At 64.7% G+C, this 15,067-nt stretch carries 12 protein-coding genes; 8 read left to right on the top strand and 4 right to left on the bottom strand.

Annotated elements, in window-relative coordinates; translation table 11 throughout:
• Positions 1–274 precede the first annotated feature (274 nt).
• From ABW137_RS19385 to ABW137_RS19405, 5 genes are all read left to right on the top strand, one after another.
• Positions 275–1,528, top strand: coding sequence for a PucR family transcriptional regulator (locus ABW137_RS19385; protein ID WP_526402928.1), 1,254 nt, complete (start codon positions 275–277; stop codon positions 1,526–1,528).
• 99 nt (positions 1,529–1,627) lie between these two features.
• Positions 1,628–2,371: a class II aldolase/adducin family protein gene (locus tag ABW137_RS19390; protein WP_526402930.1), complete on the top strand. Its 744-nt coding sequence runs from the start codon at positions 1,628–1,630 to the stop codon at positions 2,369–2,371.
• A 206-nt stretch (positions 2,372–2,577) separates the two neighbouring features.
• Positions 2,578–4,605, top strand: coding sequence for a CocE/NonD family hydrolase (locus tag ABW137_RS19395; protein ID WP_526402932.1), 2,028 nt, complete (start codon positions 2,578–2,580; stop codon positions 4,603–4,605).
• 135 nt (positions 4,606–4,740) lie between these two features.
• Positions 4,741–6,231 (top strand): peptide MFS transporter, encoded by a 1,491-nt coding sequence (locus tag ABW137_RS19400; protein ID WP_526402934.1) that lies wholly within the window; start codon positions 4,741–4,743, stop codon positions 6,229–6,231.
• A gap of 91 nt (positions 6,232–6,322) precedes the next feature.
• The gene (locus ABW137_RS19405) at positions 6,323–7,183 is read left to right on the top strand and encodes an EamA family transporter (protein WP_526402936.1); all 861 of its coding nucleotides are present in this window, start codon (positions 6,323–6,325) and stop codon (positions 7,181–7,183) included.
• Positions 7,184–7,258: 75 nt separating this feature from the next.
• Here the strand turns inward: ABW137_RS19405 and ABW137_RS19410 are convergent, their stop codons facing one another.
• From ABW137_RS19410 to ABW137_RS19425, 4 genes are all read right to left on the bottom strand, one after another.
• On the bottom strand, positions 7,259–8,125 hold the full coding sequence (locus tag ABW137_RS19410; RefSeq protein ID WP_526402938.1) for a TIGR03620 family F420-dependent LLM class oxidoreductase: 867 nt from the start codon (positions 8,123–8,125) through the stop codon (positions 7,259–7,261).
• A gap of 157 nt (positions 8,126–8,282) precedes the next feature.
• Positions 8,283–9,509: an MFS transporter gene (locus tag ABW137_RS19415; RefSeq protein WP_526402940.1), complete on the bottom strand. Its 1,227-nt coding sequence runs from the start codon at positions 9,507–9,509 to the stop codon at positions 8,283–8,285.
• A 69-nt stretch (positions 9,510–9,578) separates the two neighbouring features.
• A complete protein-coding gene (locus ABW137_RS19420) occupies positions 9,579–10,520 on the bottom strand; it encodes a LysR family transcriptional regulator (RefSeq protein WP_526402942.1) in 942 nt (313 codons plus the stop codon).
• 14 nt (positions 10,521–10,534) lie between these two features.
• Positions 10,535–11,920, bottom strand: a complete 1,386-nt coding sequence (locus ABW137_RS19425; RefSeq protein WP_526402944.1) for an MFS transporter — start codon at positions 11,918–11,920, stop codon at positions 10,535–10,537.
• Between the two features lie 326 nt (positions 11,921–12,246).
• Here ABW137_RS19425 and ABW137_RS19430 point away from each other — a divergent pair, with 326 nt between their 5' ends.
• From ABW137_RS19430 to ABW137_RS19440, 3 genes are read left to right on the top strand one after another with little or no spacing between them, the layout of a single operon-like run.
• Positions 12,247–13,443, top strand: coding sequence for a hydroxymethylglutaryl-CoA lyase-like TIM-barrel protein (locus ABW137_RS19430; protein WP_526402946.1), 1,197 nt, complete (start codon positions 12,247–12,249; stop codon positions 13,441–13,443).
• Positions 13,444–13,472: 29 nt separating this feature from the next.
• Positions 13,473–13,796, top strand: a complete 324-nt coding sequence (locus ABW137_RS19435; protein WP_526402948.1) for a 2Fe-2S iron-sulfur cluster-binding protein — start codon at positions 13,473–13,475, stop codon at positions 13,794–13,796.
• The gene (locus ABW137_RS19440) at positions 13,793–15,055 is read left to right on the top strand and encodes an NAD(P)/FAD-dependent oxidoreductase (RefSeq protein ID WP_526402949.1); all 1,263 of its coding nucleotides are present in this window, start codon (positions 13,793–13,795) and stop codon (positions 15,053–15,055) included. The genes ABW137_RS19435 and ABW137_RS19440 overlap by 4 nt, the downstream gene beginning before the upstream one ends.
• The last annotated feature ends 12 nt before the right edge of the window (positions 15,056–15,067 follow it).

The raw sequence follows: 15,067 nt of genomic DNA on the forward strand, positions 1-15,067 counted from the left end.
AGGACCATTCAAAGGATCGGCATGACAACAGTATTCGGCTGGCGTCCACTGCGTCGACGCATTCACGTTCAACACTGCGGCCCCACGTTAGCCCCTGCCAAGCGGGAGAGGTCGACGAGAAAGGATGTGCCATGACGGGGCGGTCGACGTTGGTGCCGTGGGCACCCGCTGCCGTACACGATCGGCTGACTAGCCTCGACCGCGATCGCCGGGCGCTCGTATGAGCGCGAGCATTGCCGAACACAGCTGTTGCGTCCTGAATCTCGCTGCTGACGTGGACCACCCCGCACTACGAAGGATCCCTCACACAGATCACGAACCGCTGTACGGCAGCGACATCCAGCAAGCGCTGGACTACATCGCCGATGGTCTGCGCATCGGAGTATCGCTCGATGACCTCACCGGAAGGCTCATCGCATACAGCGCTCAACACGGAGTCGATGACGCGTGTGTTCGTGCGGTGCTTCACCACGGAGTGCCGCCAGCAGACATCCGTGAGTGGCAGGAACGCCATGGCACCGCCACCGCGGTCAAACCCGTTGTCATCCCCGCGAACGCGGATCTGGGGATGTCCGCACGCCTCTGTGTGCCCTTGATCGCAGGCGGTGTGCGGACGGGACTGCTCTGTCTGCTCGCCTCCGAGGCAGTGCCCGTCGAGAGACTCCAGCAACATCTCGACACGATTGGTGATCAAACCGAGCTGCTAGCGGCAACGTTGTACGAGTTGGCTTCCCCGCATCTCGACGAGCGACGCCAGCGCGAACGCGACTTCATCGCCGCATGCCGAGGCGACACGGACGCCTTGGGCCTGATTGGGGAGATCGCCGCAGTGCGTAGCGCCACGACGTTGCGGATCGCTGTATCGATCTTCAGCACCGCTGACGCGAAACCATTGTCGCAGAGTCGGGCGGCGCAATTGCGACTCAGCGCCCAGCAAGCCGTCTCCCGGTATCCCGGTGTGATCGCCAGTTCGGTCCAGGGCACTCACACCGTGGTGCTGCTGCGGCCCGACCGCGACGCCAACTCTGCAGGGCGGCTACACCAACAACTTTCGTTGTCCTCTCGGCACAGCCGGGATGCCACCACTGACCGATTGTGTACCGGGATCTCCCAAACCAGTTCAGGAGTGGAGGATCTGCCACGAACCTACCGACGGGCCGTCGTGGCTGCCCAAACCAGCGCTGTGGAACCCCTCCTTGGAGACGCCATCGACTGGGCCGATATCGGGGCCTACCAGCTCATCGCCGGGCCGATGAAGGTGGGCGACTCGCTCCCGTCGGACAGACTCTCGGCCCTGCTCGCCGCCGACACCACCGGCAGCCTGACTGACACCCTGGAAGTGCTCTATGACAAGGGCGAGAACGTTCAAGCGGCCGCCGAAGAGTTGCACGTACACCGGACCAGTCTTTACTACCGCCTCAACCGCATTCGGGAAATCCTCGGCGTCGATCCGCTGCTGGGGTCGGTGCGCCTCGAGCTGCACTTAGCACTCAAGGTTCGACGCTGGAGCCGTCGACCGCTCGTCTGAGAACCGGGTACCTCACGGCGAAGACTGAAGGGCACTGCGTCGAGGCTTTCATTCTGAACAGAGAAATCGTTGGACACCCATCGTCGGGAGGCGTGAAAGATGTTTCAATTCTGGAGTGAGCGGCAGGATCTGGCAGCGACGCTCCGCTGGGCTGCCCGGCTGAACATGCAAGAGGACATCGACAATCACTTTTCGCTTGCGGTTCCCGACGAAGACGGGCGGCGCACGGGGAGCCGCTATTTGGTGAACCCGTGGGGACTTCACTGGTCAGAGATCACCGCGTCGTCGTTGCTCCTGTGCAATTACGACGGCACCGTGTTAGAAGGTGACGGCGAAGTCGAGTCTTCTGCCATGAACATTCACGCTCCCGTTCATCGGCGAGTCCCCGATTCGCCCGCGGTGCTGCACACTCACGCGCCGTACGCCACAGCGCTGGGGATGGTGGCTGGTGGCCGGGTGGTATTCGGGCAGCAGAATGCGGCTCTGTTCTGGGAGAACATCGCCTACGACGATCACTACGACGGTGTCGCGATCGATCACGGCGAGGGCGAGCGACTGGCCGACATCCTCGGTGCCGCTTCCGTTTTACTGCTCAGCGGGCATGGTGTCATCACGGTGGGCTCGAACCTCGCTGAGGCCTTCTGCTACATGTATCTGCTCGAACGAGCGGCGCGGGTGCAAGTGCTCGCGGCGTCGACGGGCGGGGCGCTTCTCGAGTTCCCCAAGGAGGTGTTGGTTCGGACAGCCGCCGACCTGAAGGGCGGCTTCGCAACGCTGTCATCCACGTACTTCGAGTTCGTCAAGCGGACGCTGGCTCGGGAAGAGCCCGAGTACCTCGACTGAGGGGCCTGTCGGATACCCGCCCGGCGATCGACGTGCCCTTCATTGCAACAGATGTCGAGAGTTCGCCGACGAGCACTCATCGTTTGACGATGGTGACGAATGTCGCTGTCACCGTAGCGTTCACGTCGGGTAGCGCGGTTCTAGCCCGATCCACCGATTCAAGTCCAGCACGCCACCACTTTCGACCCGCCGGAGGCCTCCACGATATGGCTGAAACCCAAGAGCCCAATCGGACTCAATCACGTGGCAGTGCGCCAAACGACGATGACCTCAACGATTACCGCCCGAGCGAGCAAGCGCGTCCCTCGCTATGTGATGTGCGCTTGGCCATGCGTGATGGGATCACCCTTGCTGCCGACGTATACCTGCCGGCTGGAACCGGACCATGGCCCGCAGTCGTCGTCCACACGCCGTATTCGAAGGACTTCAACCAGGGCATCACCTACGCCAACTATCTGAACCACTTCGCCGAGCATGGCTACGCTGCAGTCATCGTCGACTTCCGCGGCATCGGCGCCTCCAACGGAACGAAGACCGACTCGATGCAAGCCATCGAATCTGACGACGCGTACGACAGCATCGAGCAGATCGCGACCACATCGTGGTGCAACGGCGACGTCGGCGTCTGGGGCGTGTCATATGGCGGAATCGCGGCACTGCGTACCGCCGCTGCCAAGCCGCCGCACCTGCGGGCGGTAGTCGCCGTCGAAGGGTCGACCGACCCCTACGAACACGAGATCATGCGATGGGGCGCACCAGGCCTCGCCGAGGTCATCGGCGCGTGGTCGTCGATGATGCTGTTCCTCAACTGTCTGCCGCCGGCCAACGGCGGCAATGCGTTTCGCATCGGCTCAGCCGAAGTCTCGGCGGGTGTCTGGGCCGAGCATCTCCACGCGTTGACTCCGTGGCACTTCGCCTGGCGCGATCATCCAACGCGCGACGGCTACTGGCTAGGACGCGCGGTCGATCCTGCACAGATCGCCGTGCCCACGATGATCGTCACCGGGTGGCGCGACATCGTCACCGTCGGGGCCTGGCAGGACTACAACAGACTGGCCGGTCCGCGCCGCCTCGTGGCCGGGCCGTGGCAGCATGGCCTACCGGATCAGGACTCCAACCATCCCATCCACTCAATCGACGAGATGATCGCCTGGTTCGACCAGTGGATGCCGTCCTCGCCGAACGAGCAGCCCACAGAAGACATCCGACCATATTCAACGGCGGATCTCTTCGTCATGGGGGCTGACATCTGGGAGAGCTACGACCACTGGCCGGTGACCACCACACCCGCCACCTTCTACCTCGGACCCGACGGCAGTCTGCTCGGCGCCCCCCATGTCGCCCGAGACCAGGTCCTGGTCACCTTTGACGCGACAGTGGGCATTCACGGAGGTCTCGGTAGCAAGCACGTGCCCGCCGACCAGCGACTCGACGACGACCGGTCGGTGACCTTCACCAGCGACCCACTGACTCAGCCCCTGGACGTGCTGGGACAGGTAGTAGTCCAGCTGAGGCTCACGGGCGTAAGCCCCGACGTCGATGTCGCGACCCGTATCGTCGATATCGCCCCCGACGACTCGGCGACACTGATCACCAAGGGCTACCTAAAGCTGAGCAACCTCGCCCCCGGCTACGTCGGTGATCACGTCCACGGCTCGTCGGCTGCGGTCAGCGTCACGTGCAATCCAGTCCGCTGGCGGATCGCCGCTGGACACCGGATTCGGCTTGCGATCGCCGCCGCCGACTTTCCCGAGATCTGGCCGTCCAGCCAGGCTCTCGACTGGGCCGTCGACGTCGGCGGCGACATCGAGCCGAGCAGGCTGGTCGTGCCACGACCGTCGGAGCCACCAACTCGCACGCCAACGTTCAATCCGCCGGATCCCACGTTGGTGCGCAATCCGCCCGCACCACCGCGGTCGGACTTGATCATTTGTGAGCCCGATCGTTCCGGACTGGCTTCCGTCCAGCACACGACGGAGATGTCACTGATGAGCTTCGCCGGTGACCTCGTGGACTTCACCCACACCTATCGCGCGTCCACGGTGGCTCGTCGGCCCGAACGAACCCAGCTCACAACCGACGGCAAGATCACCGTGACCCAACCACACCGGATCGTCGCGATCACGGGCCGCTCTTACAGCAGCCGCGACGTCGCAACCGCGGACGTGGAGGTCACGATTGACGGGCACGTGGTGGCGCACAAGCAATTCCACCACCAGTCGACCTCACCGTGACCCACGCGCCGATGTACGAGCACCCGCCCGCCTGCCGTCGACCAGGTAGTCCACCTACGCGCAGACCTGGCCGGACACCTCGACTTGTCGAACCCGGCTCCAACTACCGCAAGTGTCAAGGATTGGGGAAAGAACATGTCTCAGGATGAGACGGTGCTGCCGGATTTGGGCGGGCCGGCGACGAGGGACCTGCCGTCCCGCAAGATCTTTGGCCACCCGGTCGGGTTGACCACCCTGTTCGGCGTGGAGATGTGGGAGCGGTTCTCCTACTACGGCATGGCCACGATTTTGGCCTACTACCTGTACTACTCCCTGGACCAGGGCGGCCTGGGGCTCCCGCAGGCCACCGCCACCGGCATCGTCGGCGCGTACGGCGGAACCGTGTGCCTATGCACGGTGCTCGGCGGCTGGCTCGCCGACCGGTTGTTCGGCATGGAGCGCACCCTCTTCTACGGTGGCGTCGTCGTGGTGCTGGGTCACCTCGCGCTGGCCGTGCTGCCCGGGCTGCCCGGGGTTGGGGTCGGACTGGTGCTGGTGGCGTTGGGCAGCGGAGCGCTGAAGGCGAACGCGTCGTCGCTGCTGGGCTCGCTCTACGAGCCGGGCGACCCGCGCGCCGACGGTGGATTCACCCTGTTCTACCTGGGCATCAACCTCGGCTCGTTCATCGGGCCGATCACTACCGGGCTCCTGCAGCAGTCGTGGGGCTTCCACGTCGGGTTCGGTGCGGCGGCTATCGGCATGACGATCGGGTTGGTGCAGTACGCCGTGTTCCGGCGCAACCTGGGGACGGTCGGCCGCGCGCCGACGAACCCGTTGCCACGGTCGGCCTACGGGAGAACGGCCGGGATCGGTGCCGCGGTCGTGATGGTAGTGGCGCTGGTGCTGATCACCGGGATCGTTCCGCTGGCGCAGGTGTCCTACGCGATCGCCGTGGTCCTTGCCGTTGGCGCACTCGGCTACTTCACGTTGATGCTGCGCAGCAGCCGGGTCGGTGCCGGGGAGCGCACCAGGGTCCGCGCGTTCATCCCCCTCTTCCTCGCCAACGTGGCGTTTTGGGCGCTCTTACTGCAGATCCTCACCACTCTCGCCGTCTACTCCGACGAGCGGATCAACCGGAACGTCTTCGGCTGGACCGCGCCGTCGAGCTTCATCGGCTCGCTGGAGCCGATCTGGGTGATCGTGCTGTCCGGGGTGTTCGCGGCGCTGTGGACCAGGCTCGGCACCCGCGCGCCGTCCACGCCGCGCAAGTTCGCCTTCGGTGTGATCGGCATGGGCATCGCATTTTCGATGTTCCTGCTATTCGCAGGCGGCTCCGGGACGTCGACTCCGGTCGTGGCGGTGGTGTTCATTCTCGGGCTGTTCGCGGTCTCGGAGCTGCTGGTATCGCCGATCGGGCTCTCGGTCACCACCAAGCTTGCGCCGCAGGCGTTTCGGTCGCAGATGATGGCGCTCTATTTCATGTCGATCGGCATCGGTGCGGCCTTGTCCGGCACGCTGGCCGGTTTCTACTCTGCAGAGGACGAGGCGGCCTACTTCGGCGTCAACGGCGCAGTGGTGATCGCGATCGGGCTGGTGATGTTCGCCCTCGCGCCGTGGATCAGCCGCCACATGGAGGGCGTGCACTGAACGGCCGCGTCACCGAGGCCCGTCGAGCTGGGCGGCGCCCTCCTAATTGCCGACCCGACACCGGTGCCGCGTGCGAAGCCGAGGGGAGGCGATGAGCGCCCGCGGCTGGGTGCTGTTCGCCGCGATGAGCGTGATCTGGGGGATTCCCTATCTGCTGATCAAAATCGCGCTGGAGGAACTGCCGGTACCGGTGCTGATCCTGGCCCGGACACTGATCGGAGCTGCAGTGCTGCTGCCGGTGGCATGGTCGCGCGCCAACCTCCGAAACCTGCTTGCGCACTGGAAGCCCGTGCTGGCCTTCGCCTTCTTCGAGGTCATCGCCGCCTGGCTGCTGCTGACGAATGCCGAACGGCACCTCAGCAGTTCGACGACAGGTCTGCTGATCGCGGCGTCTCCGATCATCGCGACGGTGCTGGACCGGGCCACCGGCAGCACGCACCGCCTCGACGCGCTGCGCTGGGCCGGGCTGATCATCGGACTGGCGGGTGTGGCGGTGTTGGCAGGACCCGGACTGACCGGCGGGGGCGCCTGGCCCGTCGTGCAGGTTCTACTGGTGGCGACGTGCTACGCGATCGCGCCGCTGATCGCCGCGCGGTATCTGGCCGACGTTCCGGCGCTACCGATGACCGCCGGCTGCCTGGTCTTCGCGGCGCTGGTGTACACCGTGCCTGCGGCACTGCAGTGGCCCACCGGGGCGCCCGGCGCACGGGTGCTGGTCGCCACCGTCCTGCTCGCTGTGGTCTGCACGGCGCTCGCCTTCGTCGTCTTCTTCGCGCTCATCCGCGAGGTGGGCCCGACCCGCGCCGTGGTGTTCACCTACGTCAACCCGGCGGTGGCCCTGGTGGCCGGCGTGCTCATCCTCGCCGAGCCGCTGACCGTATTCAACGTGGTGGGTCTGGCACTGATCCTGGTCGGCTCAGTGCTGGCGACGCACGACAGTTCGACTGCCTAGAGCGGTCACGCGACAGCGCCCAGGAAAATCGCGCAGCTAGGTCGGCGGCGCGACCTTCACCGTGGTGACGGGACCTCAACGGGATGCGCGGGAAGGCAGACACTGTGCGAGAGCTCGGTACTCGGTCATCGGCGAAGCGCCATGCTCCTCCGTGAGCACCTGAATCCCAACGTGATTCGCCCCCGCCGTCAGGTGTTCGGCAAGCTGATCGAAGATCTGAGCCGGCGGTCCGTGCAGGACGAGGGCATCAATCAGCCGGTCACTGCCCGAACCGGCGATATCTTGCTCGGTGAAGCCGTGACGCACCAGATTGCTGGTGTAGTTGCGCAGCCGCAGGTACGGGTTCTCGATGGCGGGCCTGCCGATCGAACGGGCGTACTCGACGTCCTCGGTCAAGACGACCTTGTGCTCCACCGCGAGCAATGGGGTGGGGCCAAGAACGTCTCGCGCGAACCGCGTGTGCTCGGGCGTGGTGTTGTACGGATGGGCGCCCAGGGTGCGAGTACCGGCAAGGTCAAGGGTTTTCGTGCCGAGCGCGGCAACAACGATCTTCTCGGCGGGCACGCCCGAACTGAGTAGCGTGTCGAGGTAGCCCACCATGTGCGTGTACGGCTGCCTGTAGGGCTGGGTGCTCTCGGGGTGACCAAGCCCAACGCCCAGCAGCAGACGCGCGCCGAACCTGTCGGCCAGCCGGTGGTACTGGGCGGCGACGCTTTGAGCACTGTCCTGCCACATGTTGATGATGGCCGTGGCGACTGTCGCGGTCCGTGTGGCTGCCAGAACCCCTTCGAGGAGCGCCAGATCGCCCACGGGCTTGGCGCCGATGCCCAGCCAGATCGTAGAGAAGCCGAGCTCCTCGAGCTCGGGGGCGTAATCAATCCGGGCCCGATCCCCGAGGGCAGGGTTAAGCCAGGCGCCGAACGCGCCGAATTGCTCGTACAAGGCGAATCCTCCATTTAGATGTGTCGGGGCCGATCGGCTGACACGTGGCCCCGTCTGATTGCCGCTCACGTACACCGAGCGTGAAACCTCCCCCTAGGGGAATGTCAACCATCCAAACGACGGGTGCCCCGGCGACATGTCGTGGGCGTAGCGAAGGTCAGGTCACCCGGCTCGGCCGGCACATTCCGCCCAGAATGGCGAGACTTGCGGCGATCATCATCAGCGCGGTCCCGACACCGAGGTGATCGGACACCATGCCGACGACCACGGCGGCGATCGGGCGGGTACCGAGCAATCCCATGAGCCACAAGGCCATCACGCGCCCACGCAGTTGGGAAGGCACCCGCAACTGAATCAGGGTGCTGGAACTCGTCAATGCCATCACGAACCCGAAGCCGGCCGACCCGAAGGCGACGACGGCGAGGCTTGTTGTTGGAGCCAGAGCGGGTGCCGCCAGCGCGGCCGCCATCAGCAGGATGCCGGCCATCGGTACTACAGAGAGCCGAAGTCGTTGCGCAAGAGCCGCAGTGACGACGAGCCCAGCTGCCGCGCCTGCCCCGAAGCTCGTGGTCAGGACACCAGTGATGGTCGCTCCGCCGCCGAGTTCCTTGGCCAGCGGGGGTGCCAGTGTCACCACGGGCTCGGAACCGTAGCCGAGTGCGGCGGTGGCCACCAACAGCATCAGCAACGGGCGATCCCGCCGGACGTGGACCAACGCAGCCCTCATCGTGAATTCGTCGCCAATGGTCTTGGGCACCCGCGGGATATGGACGGCGAACATCATCAACACGAATACCAGATGCGCCAGGGCCGCCACGGAGAAGGCGTGACTTGCCCCGAGGCCGACGGCGAGGGTGGCGCCTAGCGCTGGACCGCCGAAGCGCCCCACGGTCACCGGCGACGTGTTGAGCGCCATTGCTGCGGGCAGCTCCTCCCTGGTCACCAACAGCGGAGTGACCGCCTGCATCGCGGGACCGCCGATGACCTGCCCGAGGCCGGTGATCAGCGACCCGCCCATGATCACCGCCGCGCCCGCCCAGCCCGGCCGACCGTTGGTGACGGTCAACCACACCGCCAGCACGCCAGATCCCGTCGCGCACAGCAGTCGTCCCGTGATGATCTGCCGGGCGAGATTGCCGCTGTCGGCCTGAGATCCGGTAAGTGGGGCGAGAACCAGTTGAGGGACATATTGCAGACCCGTCACCAGTGCGACGCCCAGCGCCGAACCAGTCTGCTCGAACACCACGATCGATGCGACCACGGTGTGTATCCAGTTGGCGGCCGCCGTCAGAAGCCGGCCCCAGAAGAACGCGCCGAACTGGCGGTCGAATACCAGGGCGAGTACGCCCCGTGGCCGACCAGGCCCGGAATCTCCTTTATCCATGCAGCATCCCGCCGACATCGATCGAAACAAGCTGGTGCACCCCGTGATCGACGTGCCTTCGGGTGTGCCTCAGTTCTGGATTGCCACCAGCTTCGGCGTGGTCTGCCCCGGCACACGTGCCGGAGTGGGGAGTGCGGTCTCCGAAGCGCGCAACACTTCCCGAAGTGCCGCGCTATCGTCGTTGTCCCGCCAGGCGAGCCGGGCATACGTCGGCTCGATTCCGCCCTGGGGCTCCAGAACATGCAAGCCCTCGGTGCGAATCTGTGCCACCACTGCATCGACGGTGAACGTGATTCCGATGCCTGCGCTCACCATCGCCATCACGTCCCACGAATCGGGTGCTGTCTGAACGATATTCGGTGTGAACCCGGCCTGGTAGCACTGGGCGGTGAAGGTGTCGCGGACCGTCGATGCCGGCTCTGAAGGGAGCATGACGAACTGCTCGTCCTTCAGCTCGGCGAAGCTGACTCGCTTGCGATCGGCCAGCGGGTGGGCTGCTGGCACCACGATGACGAAGTGCTCCTCCTGGACGATCCGCGAACAGATGCCGGGCAGTTCCGTGGACCAACGCGTGATCGTGAGATCCATCGAGCCTTCCATCACCAGTGCCAGGCCTGCATAGCCATAGGTGACGCTACGCAGATCGAACTCGATACCTGGATGCTCCGTGCGCACTGCCTGCACCAACTTGCCGATCAGCGTGTGCGATGACGGGCCGGCATACCCGAGCCGGATCATGCCCGTCTCACCCACGCCTGCGGCCCGCACCGCGGCCTCGGCGACGCGGCAGCTGGCGAACACGTCCCTCGCCGGGCCCACCAGCGCCTTGCCTGCGGCCGTCAGTTGCACCGACCGAGTGGTGCGGTCGAACAGCCGGGCTCCGAGTTCCCGCTCCAGTTGCTGAATGGCACGCGAGAGCGGTGGCTGGGCGATGTGCAGCCGGTCGGCAGCGCGCCCGAAGTGGAGTTCTTCGGCGAGGGCGAGGAAGACGTGGAGGTGGTGCAGTTCCATGTGGGTCATTGTGGTCAAGGTCGGGTGACACGTGGGCGGGATTGCGAAGTCAGCCCATTGCGTTCTGCATCCCCCCTGCCCGGCGTCTCCGAGGCCTGAGCGGCAAGGTCATCGGCCAGTGGATCTTCGACCGGCAGGGCGATGAAGGCCTGTGCGCAGACGAGGGAGATGGCGCACGCAACCATGGTCAGCGCTATCGGCTGCACAATCGATCCGGACGCGGCGTAGACGGTTTGCATCAGCGCAGGCATGCCGCCGCCGATCATCGCCGACAAGGCGTAGGTGGTCGAGATGCCGGTGTAGCGGACCGCGGCCGGGAATCCATTGGCGAACATTCCCGCGAGCATCCCGAGATACATCACGTCGGGGATGGTGGCCGCCACGGTGCCAGCCAGGGCGAGCCACCAGTTCTCCGTCGCAACGAGAATGAACATCAAAGGAAGGGCCGGCAACTCGAGGGCCAGGAAGATGATGACCATCGTCCGCGGGTTGTACCGGGTGGCCAACCATGCGCCGGCCGGTTGCGCGAAGAACTGCAGGACGCTGGCTATCAGAATGATGGTCAGGAAGTCGTTCTTGTCGAAGCCCAATTCATTCGATGCCCAGGCGAGTGCGAAGTTGTCCCGTGCGTAACCGAGGGTGAAGATGATGAAGCACGCGCCGATGCCAAGGGTGACTGCCTTCCTGTGATCACGGAAGAGCGTTCGGATCGGCAACTTCTCGACCCTCTTCGTGAGTTTCAGCGCGACGATGGCGGGCGATTCCTCCAGGCGCAACCGGATTACCAAGCCCACGATCACTAGGATTGCCGACGCCAGGAACGGGATTCGCCACGCCCAGGTCATCAACGCTTCGTCGGGCAGCGACGCGATCGGGATGAAGGACAACGTCGCCAGGATCCGGCCGAGGGGAGAGCCCTGCTGGGCGAACAGGCCGTACATGAACGACCGGCTGCGTTTGGCGTGCTCAGTGGCGATGAGCACCGCGCCGCCCCACTCGCCGCCAAGGGCGATGCCTTGAACGACACGCGCTAAGGTCAGCAATATCGGTGCGGCGATGCCGATCTGGGCGTAGGTCGGTAGGAGGCCGATGCCGACCGTCGCGCCGCCCATCAAGGTGAGCGTGGTGACGAGCGATTTCTTGCGGCCGACCCGGTCGCCGATGTGCCCGAAGATCACCGCCCCCAACGGACGGGCCAGGAAGCCGACCCAAAACGTGAGGAACGACAGCAGGACACCGACCGCATGCGGCGCCGGCGAGAAGAACGCCTGACCGAAGATCAGGGCCGAGGCGGTGCCGTAAACGTAGAAGTCATACCATTCGATCGTCGTGCCGCACAGGGATGCCCATCCCGCCTTCCTGGCCATCTTTTCTTTGGGATCAAGCAGTGTTTGTCGCATCGTGCTCTTCCTTTGCCGGGACGAATTCAGTCGATGTGGCACCAATCACAGTGGCCGCGCGCAGCCTTATTCTGATCAGGGCACGAGGCCGTGTCCAACACCGAAATTGATGCCCGGCAATACCAGGAATACATAGATCGACGCGTTCGGAGATTGATGTTCCACGGTCATGAACGCTGCTCGGAGTTGGTATTGGACACCGCGGTGTCGTCCCGTCCATATTCGATGGAGACAAACGCGGCACCGGCATCATCGATTCAGCGGTGATGTCTTCGGGCTGTTTCTGAAACGGCGTGATTGGCTGCCAATTCGAATTGGAGGCATGAATGAGTGATTCACAATTGAGCCTGTACAACACCAAAATCAAACGTGGGGAAGCGCGGCCGCGGGTCCGGCTACGGGAGATCACGTTACGTCAGATCGGCCACATGGAAGCCGAATTGACGATGACGGAGAAGATGTACCTGCTGCGCGAGCTGGCCGAGTCCGGCGTCGCTGAAACGATCGTCTGGGGTGCCGACGACGACGCCGACGAACTGGTGCGGCGCAAGAACGACGAGGGTCTGCCGATCGGCATCGGCTTCTACGGCAAGTCCTTCTTCCGAAAGGAGTGGCTGGCCACGTTGGAGAAGGCGCAGAAATGCGGCGCCGACTTCGTCTGCCTGAACGGACGAGGAGCGGAGTTCGCCCTTGAGCAATCTGGATGGACGCAGCAGGAAATGCTCAAGGCGTCCAATGATGCCGTCGCTGAAGCCAAAGACCGTGACCTGACGGTCTCCATGGGTCTCTACGGCTTTCCGCAGACGGTGCTGGGATTCGTCGAAGAGTTCGGTGCGGCGATGGGCGAGGCGGGTGCCGACCGCATCTACTGCCCGGACTCTCTTGGCGTGGCCAGTCCGCAGGCCATGGCCATGGTCGTCGCAACGTTGCGCAGTGTCACGGACGTAGCGATAGAGGCGCACTGCCACAACGATTTCGGGCTCGGTGTGGCCAACTCGATCGCGTGTGTGGAAGCAGGTGCCGACTTCGTTGAGGTGTTCATCAACGGGATGGACCCGGAACGGTGCGGTATAGCCGCACTCGATGAAGTGGCCACCGCACTGGAGAAGCTGTACGGCGTCGATACCGGGATCAAGCTGGAACGGCTGACCGAGCTGTCCCGCCTGCATGAACGCCTCACCGGTATGCAGATGGCTCCCAACAAACCCATCGTCGGGGAGCGGGCCTTCAACTACCGGGTGGCTCCCGTGCAGGGCCACGGCGAAGCGCGCCACGACTCGTTCTACGGGTCCCCCCGGGTGACCCCCTTCGATCCCGCCGACGTGGGCAACTCACGCCACTTCATGCTCGGAAAGTATTCGGGGCCAAACGAAGTGCGCAAGCGTCTGGACGATTTCGGACTGGACGTCTCGGACGAGCGGATGGACCGTTTGGTCGAGCTGGTGCGACTGCACGGCGCACGGACCAGGATGTCGGTGAGCGCTGAGGAACTGGCACACCTCGCCGCCGTCGTATCCAAATGACTTCAACCGCGACGGAGGTGTGACCCGACATGACCAAAGTGACATTCGTAACCAGGGGCTCGGCTGAGATCAGCGTCGACGTCGCTCCCGGTGTTTCGGTGATGCAGGCGGCGACCGACAACGGGATCCGAGACATCCTTGCCGACTGTGGCGGTCAGCGGCAGTGCGCTACCTGCCATGTTCACGTTCGCGTGCCCGACGTCACGCTGCTGCCAATCATGACCGAGGACGAAGACGAGATGCTCGACATCACCGCATGTGAACGCGATGCCGACAGTAGGTTGTCGTGTCAGATCATCGCCAGCGACGACCTCGACGAGCTGGTGTTGGAACTACCGGAGCGACAACGATGAGTGGCACCTGCCCCGTCGTCATCGTTGGGGCAGGTCACGGCGGATTCACCGTGGCCGACACACTGCGACAACTGGGCTATACCGCCCCGATCACGCTGATCGACGCGCAGGATGGTTGGCCCTACCAGCGGCCACCACTATCGAAGACCTACCTCGGTAGCGACCAGCGCGCGCCGCAAATTGAGTTCCGCGCCAACGACTTCTACGGGGCCAATCGCATTGACTACCAGCCCGGTGCCCGGTGCGTGTCCATCGACCCGGCCACCGCGTCAATCCGGTCCGCGGCCGGCCGTACCCTGCGCTACCGGCACCTGGTCCTGGCCACGGGCGCACAGCCCCGGACACTTCCCGTGCCAGGAGCGGATCTCGAAGGAGTCTGTCCACTACACACCCGGGCTGACGCCGGGCGCCTGGTGGCAGGTCTGTCGGGTAGCTCACGCGTGGTCATCGTGGGAGGCGGATTCATCGGATTGGAGGTTGCCTCGGCCGCGCAGGCGCGCGGTCTCGAGGTCACCGTCGTCGAAGCGGCCTCCCGGCTGATGCAACGCAGCGTGTCGGCGCCGGTGTCGCAGTACTTCCTCAAACTGCACCGGGATCGGGGGGTCACCGTTTTGCTCGACTCGAAGGTGACCGGCATCCGCGGCGCGGGCGGTCGCGTCGTCGGGGTCGAATTAAGCTGCGGCAGACTCATTCCCGCCGATGTCGTGATCGTGGGGGTGGGCGTGCGCCCGCGTACCGAACTAGCGCTCGAGGCGGGGCTGGCAGTCGACGACGGGATCGTGGTCGACGAGTACTTGAAAACATCGGAGCCGGACATCTCTGCGGTGGGCGATTGCGCTGCGTTTCCAAACTCTCTGTTAGGTATCAGGACTCGGCTCGAGTCCGTGCAGAACGCAACCGATCAAGCCCGCTGTGTCGCGGCGCGGCTGGCCGGCGACACCCAGCCCTACCGCGACACCCCCTGGTTCTGGAGTCATCAGGGCGGCGCGAAGCTCCAGATCGCGGGCTTGGCTGAAGGCGCGGTCGAGCAACTCGTCCGCGGAGACCCTGAGCAAGGGCAGTTTTCGGTGCTGCACCTCGATGCGGCGAGGACGCTCGTCTGCGGGGAATCGGTGAACAGCTCCGCCGACCACGTGGCGTTGCGGACACTAGTCAGCCACGGAACGGACGTCGGGACCGCGCTGCACGAAGAGCCGGACCTACCGTTGAAAGGCCTTGCCAAGACCGTGCGTGACAAACATCGACAACTCACCCCGTGATGCCCGCCACGA

Source organism: Mycobacterium sp. (genome assembly GCF_040509115.1).
Lineage (GTDB): Bacteria > Actinomycetota > Actinomycetes > Mycobacteriales > Mycobacteriaceae > Mycobacterium.